We start from the raw sequence: 12,604 nt of genomic DNA on the forward strand, positions 1-12,604 counted from the left end.
CGCCCCGTCAGGCGTCCTGGAGCGACCGCAGCACCTCGACGACGACGGCCGCCGACCGGTCGGCCGCGTCGTCGACGTGCGCGAGGAAGTCCTCGCCGGCGACGGGCCCGCACAGGTCGGAGATGCCCCGGACCGACAGGAACGGCACTCCGTACAGGTGGCTCGTGTGCGCCAGGGCCGCCGACTCCATGTCCGTCGCGAGCGCGCCCGGGAAGGCCGCGCGGATGCGGTCGACCCGGGTCGCGTCGATGAACGCGTCCCCGGACAGCACCGTGCCCGACAGGACCGTGAGGTCGACGGACGCGGTCGCGGCGGCGTCGTGCAGCGCCTTCTCGGCGGCGTACACCTCGGGCATGCCGGGCACCTGGCCGAGCGAGTAGCCGAACGCCCGGGCGTCCGCCCCGGAGTACAGGTACTCGGACCCGACCACCACGTCGCCGACCCGGACGTCGACCCCGACGCCGCCGGCCGAGCCGGCGCTGACCAGCGCACGGGGGTGGGTCGCGTTGATCGCGACGGCCGCGGCGGTCGCGGAGTTCACGAGCCCGATGCCGCACGTGACGAGGAGCACCTGTCGCCCGGCGAGCGTCGCCATGCGGTGCTCCGCGTGGCCGACTCGGGTGGCCGGGCCGACGAAGTCCGCGCGGTCCACGAACGGCGCGGCCTCGTCGGCCATCGCCGTGACGATGACGGCGTCGACGGCGATCACGCGGTCACCTGGCTCCACTCGTCGCGCGCGGCGAGGAACGTGCGCGCGGCGTCCTGCGCGCCCGTGAGCGTGTGGTTCGCGCCCCAACCGCACTGCACCTCGTTCGCGGCGGGCACCTCGGTGGCCGTCGTGACGTCCTGCAGCGTGCTCTGCACCAGGTCGAGGACGTCGTCGTACGCCCACTCGCCCTGCAGGATCAGGTAGAAGCCCGTCTGGCAGCCCATCGGCGAGAAGTCGATGACCCGGTCCGAGTGGTTGCGCGAGTGCTCCGCGAACAGGTGCTCGAGCGAGTGCACGGTCGGCATCTCGAGGTGGGCCACGTTCGGCTGCGTGAACCGCACGTCGTACTTCTGGATCACGTCACCCGCCGGCAGCACCTTGGTGTCGGCGAGCCGCACGTAGGGGGCGGCGACGGTGCGGTGGTCGAGGTTGAAGGACTCGACGTTCATGCGAGGCTGGTTCACGGCACAGGTCCTGTCGGTCGGCGGAGCGTCCATTGTCCCTCGTCGCGCGGGTGCCACGCGTCCGGCGTCCAGCCGTCAGCGCGCGAGGCGCTCGACGATCGCGCCGTACAGCGTCGGGAGGGCGGCCGCGGCCGGCACGATCCCGCGGCGCGCCGGCGACGCCGCGGCGGAGACGAGCCCGGCGGTGAGCAGCCGGTAGTCGCGGGTGGCAGCCGTCCAGGCCCGCTCGTAGGCCGCGTTCGACCGCGCGACGTCCTCGCCGAGCGTCACGACGGCTGCGTGCGCCTGCGCGAGCCCGACCCGCAGGCCCTCGCCCGTGAGCGCGTCGACGTAGCCCGACGCGTCGCCGACCAGTCGGACCCGGCCGGACGTGCGCGCGGTCGTGCGCTGGCGGAGCGGTCCCGCGCCACGGGTGGGGCCGAGCACGGGCGCGCCCGCGAGGTGCTCACGCAGCGCAGGCATGGCGTCGAGCGTCCGGTCGACGTCGGTGCGTGGCGGGCCGAGCAGCGCGATGCCGACCACGTCGTCCGACACCGGGGTCACGTACGCCTCGGTCTTCCGGCCCCAGTGCACCTCGACGAGGTCCGACCAGGGCGCGACCCGGAAGTGCCGGCGGACGCCGTACCGTCGGCGCTCGCGCGCCTGGCCGTTCGGCGCGTCGAGCCCGACCTGGCGGCGGACCACGGAGTGCAGGCCGTCGCACGCGAGCAGCCATCGTCCGCGAAACCCCGCGGCGGTCGCGCCGTCGCGGTCCTGGTGGACGACCTCGGCGCGCCCCGCGACCAGCTCGGCCCCCAGCTCGTAGGCGCGCACCGCCAGCGCGCCGTGCAGGGTGGTCCGCCGCACGCCCAGGCCCGGACCCGTGGCGAACAGGTGGTCGGCGACCCGGTCGCCCGACACGTACCGGATCCCGGTCAGCACGTGTCCCTCGGGGTGCACGCCGAGCCGTCCGAGCGCGGCGACCGCGCCCGGCATCAGCCCCTCGCCGCACGCCTTGTCGACCGGCGTGGCGCGCGGCTCGACGACGACGACCGACAGCCCTGCGAGACGCGCCTCGATCGCCGCCGCGAGCCCCACGGGTCCGCCGCCGACCACGAGCACGTCCGCGTCGGTCCTCATGTGCCGGCGGGTTCGGCCGCGCGCAGCGCGCGCTCCTCGGCCGGGATGCGGAACCCGAGCAGCAGCACGGCGTTGAGCACCGTGAACGTGAGCGCGGTGACCCACGCGGTGTGGACGAGGGGGAGCGCGGCGCCCTCGACGGCCACCGCGACGTAGTTCGGGTGCCGCAGCCAGCGGTACGGGCCGCGGTGCACGAGGTCGGCGCCCGGCACGACGATGATCCGGGTGTTCCACTGCGGGCCGAGCGTCGCGATGCACCACCAGCGCAGCGCCTGTGCGGCGAGGACGGCGACGAACGCGGTCCACCCCAGCACGGGGAGGAACGGCCGGTCGGCGACGTGCACCTCGACGACGCACGCGACCAGCAGCCCGGTGTGCAGCGCGACCATCGGGGGGTAGTGCCGCGCACCGGTCTCGACGCCGCCGCGGGCGAACGCCCACCGGGCGTTCCGCGACGCGACGACGAGCTCGGCGAGCCGCTCGAGCGCGACCAGCAGGATCAGGGCGTCGTACCAGGTCACGCGAGCTCCTCAGGCCAGCGCAGCAGGACCGCCTCGGCGCTCACGCCCGGCCCGAACGCGAACAGCACGCCCGCCGACCCCGGCACATGGTCGCCGTCGCGCAACCGGTCCGCCAGGATGTGCAGCACCGACGCGGACGACAGGTTGCCGACCCGGGCGAGCGACTCCCAGCTCGCCGCGAACGACCGGTCGGGCAGCTCGAGCGACCGCGCCGCCGCCTCGAGGATCCGCGGACCGCCCGCGTGCGCGACCCACGTGGCCACGTCGCTCGCCTTGAGGTCGTGGGCGGCGAGCAGGTCGGCGACGTCGGGGCCGAGACGCTGCTCGACGACGTCCGCGAGGCTCGCGGCCAGCACGATGCGGAAGCCGCTGCCGCCGATGTCCCAGCCGAGCATCCCCGCCGTGTCCGGGTACAGGGCGCTGCGGCTGTCGACGACGTCCACGCCGCCCACGTCCTGCGCCCGGTCCGCCCCGACCATGACGGCGGCTGCCGCACCGTCTCCGAACAGCCCGCTCGAGACGACGTTCGCCATCGAGTCGTCCCCGCGCTGCAGCGTGAGCGAGCACAGCTCGACCGACACGAGCAGCGCGACGTCCTGCGGGTGGCCCTGCAGGTAGTCGCGGACGCGCGCGATCCCCGCCGCCCCCGCCACGCAGCCGAGCCCGAACACGGGGATCCGGCGCACGTCGCTGCGCAGACCGAGGTGCTCGACGAGCAGCGCGTCGAGCGACGGCGCCCCGATCCCCGTGATCGACGTGAACAGCACGAAGTCGACGTCGGCCGGTGTGAGCGCGGCGGCCTCCAGCGCCTGCCGGCACGCGGTGCCCGCCAGCGCGAGGCCCTCGCGCAGGAACGCGTCGTTGGCGTCCTCGAACGTGGTCAGCGCGGCGTACGCGTCGAGCGGCAGGGCCGTGTGCCGCGTCGCGATCCCGGTCCCGGCGTGCACTCGCTCGATGACCGCCCGGCGCCGCGGGTCCGCGGTGAGCAGGGGAGCGATCGTGGCGGTGATGTCGGACTGTCGGTACGAGTGCGGTGGCAGGACGGGGGCGATCGAGGCGATCCGCGCCATGGGGGCATCGTGTCACCTACGTCCGGTTCCGTCGCCTTCTCCCGGTTCCGTGCCCGCAGGCCGGGCACCTGCGACGATGGCGCGGTCGGGAGGTGTCGATGAGCCAGGTGGACGTACGCCCGCGTGGGGCCGTCGTCGAGCTCGCCCTCGCGAGCCACCCCGGCCCGACGGTCGCGGTCACCGTGTTCGCGGGCGCGATGGCGCTCGGCGCGGGTGCGACGGCCCGGACGGCGGTGCTCGTCACGCTCGCGGTGCTCGCCGGGCAGCTGTCGATCGGCTGGTCGAACGACTGGGTCGACGCCGCGCGGGACGCCGCGGTGGGCCGCACCCACAAGCCGGTCGGCGCGGGCCGGCTCTCCGTCGGCACCGTGCGGGCGGCGGCGTGGACGGCCGCGGTGGCGTGCGTCGTCGTGTCCGCGACGCTCGGCTGGCGGGCCGGGCTCGTCAACGTCGCGACGGTCGCGTCCGCGTGGTCCTACAACGTGCGGCTGAAGAACAGCCCGTGGTCGTGGGCGCCGTTCGCGTTCTCGTTCGGGCTGCTGCCCCTGGTGATCGCGCTCGCGCTGCCCGGGGCACCCGTCGCCGCGTGGTGGGCCGTCGCGGGCGGCGCGCTGCTCGGCGTCGGCGCGCACCTCGCGAACGTGCTGCCCGACCTCGAGGACGACGTGGGCACCGGGGTACGGGGCGCCGGCCACAGGCTCGGGCGCACGACGACGAGCGCGCTCGCGGCCGGGACCCTGCTCGCCGCGACCGTGCTGGTGGTCGTCGCGCCGCCGGGACGTCCGTCGGGCGCGGCCCTCGTCGCGCTCGCGGGCGCCGTGGTCCTCGCCGCGACGGGCACGGTGGTCGCGCTGCGTGCGTCGCGGAGCCGGTGGCCGTTCACCGCGGCGATCCTGGTCGCCGCACTCGACGTCGTGCTGCTCGTGGGGTCGGACTGGGTGGTCCGCTGAGCGGGGCGGCTGCCACCATGCCCCCCATGGGGACCGTGTACGTCTTCCGTGTGGAGGACGCCGATGCCGACGGCTGGTCGGCCGAGCTGGCCGTGGCTGCCACGTCGGCGGGGGAGGCCGGCCGACGCCTCCGGGCCGCCGGCCTCCGCAAGAAGCAGATCCACCACGAGGGGCGGCCCGTGCGGGTGGTCGACGCCGCCGAGGTCCCCGAGCTGAGCGAGGCGGCGAGCGGAGTCGTCCGCAGGCGGTCGGGCGACTCCGGGTGGACGACGTGGAGCGCGGTCCCGGTCGGCACGTCGCTGAGCTGGCGGACGAGCGGCGGCGCGGTGGTCGACACGCGGAGCAGCGGTCACCGCTAGGCGGCCCGGGCCGCCTCGCGGCTGACGTGCCAGGCGCTCACGACGAGACGTCCGCCGTGGTGAACCTCGCCCACGCGAGCGTCGCGAACACCGCGACCCACGCCGCCTGCACGCCCAGCCCGCCCGCGACGACCCGCCAGTCCGGCTCGATCCGCAGGAACTCCGCGAAGTCGAGCCAGTGGTGCGTGAGCAGCCCCGGGTGGATCGCGGACAGCGCCGGCAGGGTGTCCAGCACACCCGACACGATCGCGGTGACGACCGTGGCGGCCATCGCACCGACCGGCACCTCGGTGAGCGTCGAGTAGAACAGCCCGACCGCGACCAGCCCGGTCATGGAGAGCGCGACGTACGCGACGACCCCGGCGATCCGCACCGCGCCGACGCCGAGCGGCACGGTGTCGCCGGACAGCAGCACGACGTCGTGCAGCCCGAAGAACGCGGCGCCGGTGACGAGCCCGACGACCGCGATGGCCAGCACGGCCGACCCGGCGAACGCGAGCGCGGCGAGCGCCTTCACGACCAGGAGCCGGGTGCGCGCGACCGGCACGACGAGCAGGTACCGCAGCGTCCCTGCCGACGCCTCGCCCGCGACCGCGTCGCCGGACGCGATCCCGATGGTGAGCGGGAGCAGGAACGGCAGGCAGACGAAGATCGACGCGACGACCAGGAAGATCCCGTTCTCGGTGACCTTCCCCACGAAGCCGGGTCCCTGCCCGTCGAGGTCGGTGTCCCGCGTGAGGAACAGCACGAGCCCGAGCAGCAGCGGCACCGCCGCGAGCCCGCTCAGCAGCACGAGGTTGCGGCGGCGGCCGAGCACGAGCCGCAGCTCGCTGCGCAGCAGCCGCCCGAACGCTCCTCGGACCTGCGCGGGTGCCTGGACCATGACCTCAGCGTGCGACATCGAAGCCCTCCCCGGTGAGCTCCACGAACACCTGCTCCAGGCTGGGCCGCCGCACCTCGAACCCGACGAGCGGCACCTCGGCGCGGACCAGCGCGGCCGACACGTCCTCGGGTGCGAGCCCGTCGACGGGTGCGTCGAGCCGCAGGCCGTCGACCACGGGCTCGTCCAGGCCCAGTCCTCGCAGCACGCGGGCCGCCGTGCCGACGTGCCCGGTGGTCGTCGTCACCGACACCCGGGCCTGCCCGCGCGCGGCCAGCACCGACCGGTCGCCCTGCAGCACCAGGTGCCCGCGGCTCATGATCCCGACGTGCGTGCACACCTGCTCGATCTCGGCGAGCAGGTGTGACGACACGAGCACCGTGGTGCCGCCGTCGGCGAGCTCACGCACGAGGTGGCGGACCTCGCGGGTGCCCTGCGGGTCGAGCCCGTTGGTCGGCTCGTCGAGCACGAGCAGCTCGCGGGGCTGCAGGAGCGCCGCCGCGAGGCCGAGCCGCTGCTTCATGCCGAGCGAGTACTGCCGGAACTTCTTGTCCGCCGCGGCGGCGAGCCCGACGCGCTCCAGCGCCTCGTCGCGACGGCGGGCAGCCGTGCGCGGGTCGGCCGTGGCGTCGACCGCCGACAGCCGGTCGAGGTTCGCGCGGCCGGTGAGGTACGGGTGGAACGCGGGCCCCTCGACGAGCGCGCCGACCCGCGGCAGCACCGCGGCGCCCGCGTCGGGCATGGGCTGGTCGAGCAGCCAGGCCTGCCCGCCGGTGGGGCGCACCAGGCCGAGCAGCATCCGGATCGTCGTCGTCTTCCCGGAGCCGTTGGGCCCCAGGAAGCCGTACACCGCGCCGCGCGGCACCCGCAGGGCGAGGCCGTCCACGGCCACCTGACCCGACCGGAACCGCTTGGTCAGCCCGTCGGTGCGCACCGCCAGGGGTCCGGTGTCGTCACCGGACCCCTGACCGACCCGCGCAGGGGCGAGCACGCCTGCGCTCACGCCATCGCCTGCAGCGTCTCGGGCGGCACCGCGCCCGCGAGCACGCGGCCGTCGTCGGTGATGAGCACGCTGAGCAGCGCCGAGCTGATGAGGTGCCCCTGCGGCACCTTCGTGGTGAGCGAGTCGTAGAGCGTGGCGGGGTCGATGCCCTGGAACTTGCTCGCCGGGCCGCCGCCGTCCTGCGGCCCGAACTGGTCGAGCAGGCCCTGGGCGCTCTCCGAGCCGATCGTCGGGCGCCCGCTGGGTGCGTCGGCGAGCGCCGACGGGTCGCCCGCGACGAGCGCCGGGCCGTCGACACCGGTGGCCTGCACGACGGTCGCCCACCCGGTGCCGGACACCGTCACACCCTCGGGGAGTCCGGTGCCGGAGGCGGCCTTGGCGTGGTCGGCGGCGATCTGCTCGTCGGTCGGGAGGGTCACGACCTTCTCGGTGACGCTCGCGCCCGCGGGTGCCGAGAACGCCAGCACCGAGTCGGACGGCGTGGCGAACGTGACGTCGGTGAACCCGACCTCGAGCGCCGGCGTCTGCGCGTCCTTCGTGCTCCACACCTGCACCCGCAGAGGGGTGTCGGTCTTTGCGTCGATCGCGACGACCACGCGTGCCACGAGCGTGCCGGGCGTCTTCGGCGTGACGACGAGCTGGTACGCGCCGCGGCCGGCGACCGTGCTCTCGGCGTCCAGCGAGACGTCCGAGAACTGCTCGGCGCGGTCGAGCACCTGGCTTGCGGCTTCCGCAGGGGTCGGCAGATCGGCACCGCCGGGCACCTGACCTGCTGCTCGACCAGAAGTGGCCTCGTCCTTCATCGACTCGTACCGCGCCCGGTCCGCGTCGCTCACGGTGTAGTGCACGACCTCGTCGCCCGAGCTCGCGTACGTCCACGCCTCGGGTCCGTCGTGCACGACGGAGAACTCCGACATGTCGCCGAGCAGCGCGACGCGGCTGCGCTCGCCGCCGTCGGTCCACACGCGCAAGGTCGAGCTGCCGTCGAGCAGGTTGACGGGGTCGGCGGTCTCGGGCCCGAACGGGAGCGACGGGAGCCCGAGGCGCGCCGTGTAGACGACGGTGCCGGACAGCGCCTGCGGTTCCGCCGACGCCACGGCCGCGACGAGCTCCTCGGGCGTGACCGGCGGGAGGCCGCTCGAGTCGGCGGACGCGAGCAGCGGCGGCGCGGCGAACGCGACGCCGACGCCGACGGCCACGACCGCGGGGACCGCCCAGCGGGCGCGGGCCGACAGGGTCCGCCGGGGCGGCGGGGACAGGGGCGTGTTCTCGGTCATGGCTCCACTGTGCGACGCGGGCCCTGTGGCCACGCTGAGAAGGCGTCCGGCCCGACGATGCCGACCGGTGGTGCCCGGATGGGATGCTGCTCACGTGCGGGTTCTGGTGGTGGACGACGAGCGCGGGCTCGTGCGCGCGCTGCACCGCGGGCTGAGCGCCGAGGGGTTCGCCGTCGACGTCGCGTTCGACGGCGAGACGGGTCTGCAGCTCGCGACGGACCACGAGTACGACGCGATCGTCCTGGACATCATGCTCCCGCGGCGGCACGGCTACGACGTCGTGACGGCCCTGCGCGAGCGTGAGGTGTGGACGCCCGTGCTCATGCTCAGCGCCAAGGACGGCGAGTACGACGTCGCGGACGGGCTCGACGTCGGCGCGGACGACTACCTGACGAAGCCGTTCTCGTTCGTCGTGCTCGTCGCGCGGCTGCGGGCGCTCGTGCGTCGGCCGTCCCGCGAGCGTCCGGCGGTGCTGGAGGTCGGCGACGTGCAGCTCGACCCGTCCGCCCGGACCGTCACGCAGGCCGGCAGGCCGGTCGCGCTCACCGTCCGCGAGCTCGCGCTGCTCGAGTACCTCATGCGGAACGCCGACCGGGTGGTCGGCAAGGTCGAGCTGCGCGACCACGTGTGGGAGGGCACGGGCGAGGACGTCAACGTCGTCGAGGTGTACGTCGGGTACCTGCGGCGCAAGCTCGGGCGGCAGACCGTGGCGACCGTGCGGGGCGCCGGCTACCGCGTCGCCGGGTGAGCGCCCGACGCACCGGTGCGGCGGGGCGACCCTCGCCGGGACACCGCTGGCGCAGCCGCTCCCTGCGGCTGCACCTCACCGTCCTCACGTCCGGGCTGCTGTGCGTCGCGCTGGTCGCAGGTGCGGTGGCGCTGACGACCGTGCTCTCGACGGCCCGGGTGGCCGCGCTGCGGGACGTCGTGACGGCCCGGTCGGCCACGGTCGCGGACCTCGCGACGGGCGACCGGCTCCCCGCCACCCTGCCGGTGCAGGAGCCGGGGGAGATCGCGCAGCTGCTCGACGCCGACGGACACGTGCTCGCGACGTCGCCGAACGCGAGCGCGACGCTCCCGCTGCTCGACGCGGGTCCGCTCGCCGACCTGCGCCCGTCGGGTGACGGTGTCGCGGTGACGACCGTGAGCACCGGGTACGACGCCGAGGCGCTCGTCGCGGTCCGGGGCACGACGTTCCGGGGCGAGCCGGCGACCGTCGTGGCGAGCGTGCCGCTGGGGGAGGTCCGTGGGCTCGTCCGGGCGCTGCGGCTGTCGCTCGTGGTGGTCGTCCCGGTGCTGACGCTGCTGCTCGCGTGGACGATCTGGCTCGTGCTCGGCCGCGCGCTGCGTCCCGTCGACCAGATGCGCCGCGCCGCCGCCGAGGTGGCCCGCAGCGGCGGCCCCGGGTCGCTGCCCGTGCCACGCGCGGACGACGAGATCGCGGCCCTGGCCCGCACGCTCAACGAGATGCTCGACCGGCTCGAGACGTCGGCTGCCCGGCAGCGCACGTTCGTCGCGGACGCGGCCCACGAGCTGCGCTCGCCGCTCGCCGCGCTGCGCGCCTCGGTCGACGTCGCCCGTGCCCACCCCGAGTCCTACGGCACGGGCGAGCTCGCCGCGGACCTGGAGCGCGAGGTGCTGCGCATGCAGGCGCTCGTCGACGACCTGCTGCTGCTGGCCCGTGTCGGGTCGGCCCCGACCGTGCGGACCGAGGTCGACCTGGGGGCGCTCGCGCGCGAGGTGGCCGAGATGCCGCGCACGGGAGCCCCGGTCGACGTGGTCGGCGAGGGTGCCGGGCTCGGGCAGGCCGCGGCGCTCGGGCGGGTCGTGCGCAACCTCGTCGACAACGCGGCCCGGCACGCCGCGACGCGTGTGCGCGTGACCGTCGCCGACGGCTCGGTCGTGGTCGAGGACGACGGTCGCGGCATCGCCGAGGCCGACCGGGAGCGCGTGTTCGAGCGGTTCGTGCGGCTCGACGACGCCCGGGAGCGCGAGGCCGGCGGCAGCGGGCTCGGCCTGGCGATCGCCCGGGAGGTCGCCCGCGAGCAGGCAGGGGACGTGCTGCTCGGGGTGTCAAAGCTCGGCGGTCTGCGAGCCACGCTGGTCGTCGAGCGGCCGTGACGCCCGTCAGGCCCAGTGGGCAGGGCGCTCGACCCGGGCAGGCAGGCGCGTGGTCGAGTCGCCGCGGGCGGCGCCGGTCTGCGGCTGCGTGAGGAACAGGGCGCCGGTGAGGTCCGCGCCGCGCAGGTCGGCGCCGCGCAGGTCGGCGCCCAGCAGGTCGGCGTCGCGCAGGTCGGCCCGTCGCAGGTCCGCGCCGAGCAGCAGCGCACCGCGCAGATCGGCCCCACGCAGCGCGGAACCGGACAGCCGGGCGCCCACGAGGTCGGCGCGACGGCGGTCCGGCCCGCGGAACGGTGCGCGGACCAGGCGGCTCGCCTCGGTCAGCAGGGCGTCCACCCGGCGGCGGGGCGGGTCGATGTCCAGCGGTGCGAGCTCGGCGGGCGGGAGGTCGGTGAGCGACCGCACGTCGTCGAGCGCGGCGTGGAGGTCGTCGTGCAGGGGCGCCGTCGCCGCACGGTCGGCGGCGTCCGTGAGGTGCCACAGCAGCTCGTGGAGCTGGCGCTGCACGGTGAACGCCGCGAACATCGGCCCGGCGACCTCGGGTCCCTCACGCCACGACCGGCCACCGAACGTCCCCTGGGTGACGTGCTGCCCGGCGCCGAAGCAGTCGAACACCGTGCAGCCCGGGAAGCCCCGCTCGCGGAGGTGCGCGTGGATGCCGCAGCCGTCGTCCTGCCGCAGGTGCGTGCAGGGAACCCCGCCCGGCTTGTCGAGCGCGAAGTCGGCCGAGCGCGCGAACGGCAGGGCGACGCAGCACAGGCCGACGCAGCGCGAGCAGTCCGCCCGCAGGTCGTCGAGGCGCAGCGGTGCGGGCACCGGGAGCGGTCAGTCGCCCTCGATCGCGGGCAGGATCGTCGTCGGGATCATGAACGCGAGCGTGATGCTCGCGATCGCGCCGAGGAACGTCCACGACACGGTCTCGTCGCCGCTGAACGACAGGGCGAACAGCACGAACCCGCCGACGAGGAAGACGAACGCGAAGAACGTCCCGACCACCCGGCCCGCCGACTCGCTGCTCTGCTCGTCGCGAGGCTCGATCACGGGGTACGTCATGGCGGGGCTCCTTCGTCGTCGAGGGACCGGCGGTCCTGACCACGAGTCTCGCGCGGGTCGCCGTCGGTCCGCCACCGGCGTCCACGGTGTGTCGACGCCCGGTGCGTCACACGAGCCGGCGGGCACGTGGCGCCCGGGGACCGAATCGAGGCGCGCGCGACGCCTGCGTGAGCTCGATCAGCCGGATCACCCGCTGCCGGTGACCGCGCCACGGCTCGAGCAGCTCGAGCATCCCCGCGTCGTCCGTGCGACGCCCGGTGAGCGCCCACCCGACGAGGTGCGCGAGGTGGAAGTCGCCGACGGACACCGCGTCGGCGTCGCCGAGGGCCCGCGACGCGACCTCCGCGACGGTCCACGGCCCGATGCCGCGCACGGTGAGCATCCTGCGCCGTGCCTCGTCGAGCGGCAGGTCGGCACCCGCCTGCAGCCCGCGCGCGACCGTCGCGGCCCTGCGGACGGTGCCGGAGCGCGCCTCCTCGACGCCCGCGGCCCGCCACTCCCACACCGGCAGGTCGCGCCACACGCTCGCCGTCGGCGCGACGCGCAGACCCGCCGGCGCCGGACCGGGGGCGAGCGTCCCGTGCCGGAGCACGAGCCGACGCCACGACGCCTTGGCGTCCAGACCGACGACGCGCTGCTCGAGCACCGCCGGCACGAGCTGCTCCATCACGTTGCCCGAGCGCGGGATCCGCAGCCCGGGGAGCCGGCGGTGCGCGTCGCGCACGAGCGGGTGCAGGTCGGCCCGGAAGCCGGTCGGGTCGTCGCCGGCACCCAGCAGCGCAGGCACCCCGATGAGCGCCCGGTCCGCCCCCGGCCCCCACGCGGTGACGTGCACGCCGTCCGACCGGACGCGCAGGTGCAGCGTCGCCGGGCCGTCGGCGTTCGACGTCGCGCGCCACAGCGAGCCGTCGGGCGTGGACGCCCAGGTCGGGTCGCCGCCGCCGTGCCGCAACGAGGACAGCGTCAGCCGCACGTCGAGGGGTGCGGTGGGCCGGTAGACGGTGCCGAGCGCGGGTGCGTCGACCGGCGGGGCGACGCGGTCGACGGCAGGCACCACACCACTATGCGCCCGCGCGGG

15 protein-coding genes are annotated in these 12,604 nt (G+C 75.5%); 4 read left to right on the plus strand and 11 right to left on the minus strand.

The window, feature by feature from the left end:
- Positions 1-7: 7 nt before the first annotated feature.
- The 5 genes from J7523_RS09160 to J7523_RS09180 all read right to left on the minus strand — a co-directional run bounded on the left by J7523_RS09160 (position 8) and on the right by J7523_RS09180 (position 3,883).
- On the minus strand, positions 8-709 hold the full coding sequence (locus J7523_RS09160; protein WP_291885245.1) for a 5'-methylthioadenosine/adenosylhomocysteine nucleosidase: 702 nt from the start codon (positions 707-709) through the stop codon (positions 8-10).
- The gene (locus tag J7523_RS09165; protein WP_291885247.1) at positions 706-1,158 is read right to left on the minus strand and encodes an S-ribosylhomocysteine lyase; all 453 of its coding nucleotides are present in this window, start codon (positions 1,156-1,158) and stop codon (positions 706-708) included. Before J7523_RS09165 ends, J7523_RS09160 begins: the two co-directional genes overlap by 4 nt.
- 90 nt (positions 1,159-1,248) lie before the next feature.
- Positions 1,249-2,292 carry an FAD-dependent monooxygenase gene (locus J7523_RS09170; protein ID WP_291885249.1) on the minus strand — a complete coding sequence of 348 codons (1,044 nt, stop codon included), beginning with the start codon at positions 2,290-2,292 and terminating at the stop codon, positions 1,249-1,251.
- Positions 2,289-2,813 (minus strand): isoprenylcysteine carboxyl methyltransferase family protein, encoded by a 525-nt coding sequence (locus J7523_RS09175; protein WP_291885251.1) that lies wholly within the window; start codon positions 2,811-2,813, stop codon positions 2,289-2,291. The genes J7523_RS09170 and J7523_RS09175 overlap by 4 nt, the downstream gene beginning before the upstream one ends.
- Positions 2,810-3,883 (minus strand): 3-oxoacyl-[acyl-carrier-protein] synthase III C-terminal domain-containing protein, encoded by a 1,074-nt coding sequence (locus tag J7523_RS09180; protein WP_291885254.1) that lies wholly within the window; start codon positions 3,881-3,883, stop codon positions 2,810-2,812. Before J7523_RS09180 ends, J7523_RS09175 begins: the two co-directional genes overlap by 4 nt.
- A 98-nt stretch (positions 3,884-3,981) precedes the next feature.
- Here J7523_RS09180 and J7523_RS09185 point away from each other — a divergent pair, with 98 nt between their 5' ends.
- A complete protein-coding gene (locus tag J7523_RS09185; protein ID WP_291885257.1) occupies positions 3,982-4,833 on the plus strand; it encodes a UbiA family prenyltransferase in 852 nt (283 codons plus the stop codon).
- Between the two features lie 26 nt (positions 4,834-4,859).
- Entirely contained in the window at positions 4,860-5,192 is a 333-nt protein-coding gene (locus J7523_RS09190) for a hypothetical protein (RefSeq protein WP_291885260.1), read from the plus strand.
- 37 nt (positions 5,193-5,229) lie between these two features.
- Here the strand turns inward: J7523_RS09190 and J7523_RS09195 are convergent, their stop codons facing one another.
- From J7523_RS09195 to J7523_RS09205, 3 genes are read right to left on the minus strand one after another with little or no spacing between them, the layout of a single operon-like run.
- Positions 5,230-6,075 carry an ABC transporter permease subunit gene (locus J7523_RS09195; protein WP_291885263.1) on the minus strand — a complete coding sequence of 282 codons (846 nt, stop codon included), beginning with the start codon at positions 6,073-6,075 and terminating at the stop codon, positions 5,230-5,232.
- A 4-nt stretch (positions 6,076-6,079) separates the two neighbouring features.
- A complete protein-coding gene (locus J7523_RS09200; protein WP_291885453.1) occupies positions 6,080-7,063 on the minus strand; it encodes an ABC transporter ATP-binding protein in 984 nt (327 codons plus the stop codon).
- An 8-nt stretch (positions 7,064-7,071) separates the two neighbouring features.
- Positions 7,072-8,352 (minus strand): hypothetical protein, encoded by a 1,281-nt coding sequence (locus J7523_RS09205; protein ID WP_291885266.1) that lies wholly within the window; start codon positions 8,350-8,352, stop codon positions 7,072-7,074.
- A gap of 94 nt (positions 8,353-8,446) precedes the next feature.
- Between J7523_RS09205 and J7523_RS09210 the strand changes: the two genes are divergently transcribed.
- Together J7523_RS09210 and J7523_RS09215 are read left to right on the plus strand one after the other, a co-directional pair.
- Positions 8,447-9,100 (plus strand): response regulator transcription factor, encoded by a 654-nt coding sequence (locus tag J7523_RS09210; RefSeq protein WP_291885268.1) that lies wholly within the window; start codon positions 8,447-8,449, stop codon positions 9,098-9,100.
- Complete coding sequence (locus J7523_RS09215) at positions 9,097-10,473, plus strand: ATP-binding protein (protein WP_291885269.1); 1,377 nt, start codon at positions 9,097-9,099, stop codon at positions 10,471-10,473. Before J7523_RS09210 ends, J7523_RS09215 begins: the two co-directional genes overlap by 4 nt.
- Before the next feature lie 6 nt (positions 10,474-10,479).
- On the opposite strand, the gene J7523_RS09220 is transcribed toward J7523_RS09215, so the two are convergent.
- The 3 genes from J7523_RS09220 to J7523_RS09230 form a co-directional block, all read right to left on the minus strand.
- Positions 10,480-11,289: a pentapeptide repeat-containing protein gene (locus J7523_RS09220; protein ID WP_291885272.1), complete on the minus strand. Its 810-nt coding sequence runs from the start codon at positions 11,287-11,289 to the stop codon at positions 10,480-10,482.
- A 9-nt stretch (positions 11,290-11,298) separates the two neighbouring features.
- Positions 11,299-11,526, minus strand: coding sequence for a hypothetical protein (locus J7523_RS09225; protein ID WP_291885276.1), 228 nt, complete (start codon positions 11,524-11,526; stop codon positions 11,299-11,301).
- Between the two features lie 106 nt (positions 11,527-11,632).
- The gene (locus J7523_RS09230; protein WP_291885278.1) at positions 11,633-12,580 is read right to left on the minus strand and encodes a DNA-3-methyladenine glycosylase 2 family protein; all 948 of its coding nucleotides are present in this window, start codon (positions 12,578-12,580) and stop codon (positions 11,633-11,635) included.
- Positions 12,581-12,604: the final 24 nt, after the last annotated feature.

The organism is Cellulomonas sp., from assembly GCF_017744555.1.
GTDB lineage: Bacteria > Actinomycetota > Actinomycetes > Actinomycetales > Cellulomonadaceae > Cellulomonas.

Bases quoted from the DNA above. Each gene is read 5' to 3' on its own strand.
- J7523_RS09225 (WP_291885276.1), bottom strand. From the start codon at position 11,526: ATGACGTACCCCGTGATCGAGCCTCGCGACGAGCAGAGCAGCGAGTCG.
- J7523_RS09195 (WP_291885263.1), bottom strand. From the start codon at position 6,075: ATGGTCCAGGCACCCGCGCAGGTCCGAGGAGCGTTCGGGCGGCTGCTG.
- J7523_RS09205 (WP_291885266.1), bottom strand. From the start codon at position 8,352: ATGACCGAGAACACGCCCCTGTCCCCGCCGCCCCGGCGGACCCTGTCG.
- J7523_RS09190 (WP_291885260.1), top strand. From the start codon at position 4,860: ATGGGGACCGTGTACGTCTTCCGTGTGGAGGACGCCGATGCCGACGGC.
- J7523_RS09170 (WP_291885249.1), bottom strand. From the start codon at position 2,292: ATGAGGACCGACGCGGACGTGCTCGTGGTCGGCGGCGGACCCGTGGGG.
- J7523_RS09165 (WP_291885247.1), bottom strand. From the start codon at position 1,158: ATGAACGTCGAGTCCTTCAACCTCGACCACCGCACCGTCGCCGCCCCC.
- J7523_RS09180 (WP_291885254.1), bottom strand. From the start codon at position 3,883: ATGGCGCGGATCGCCTCGATCGCCCCCGTCCTGCCACCGCACTCGTAC.
- J7523_RS09185 (WP_291885257.1), top strand. From the start codon at position 3,982: ATGAGCCAGGTGGACGTACGCCCGCGTGGGGCCGTCGTCGAGCTCGCC.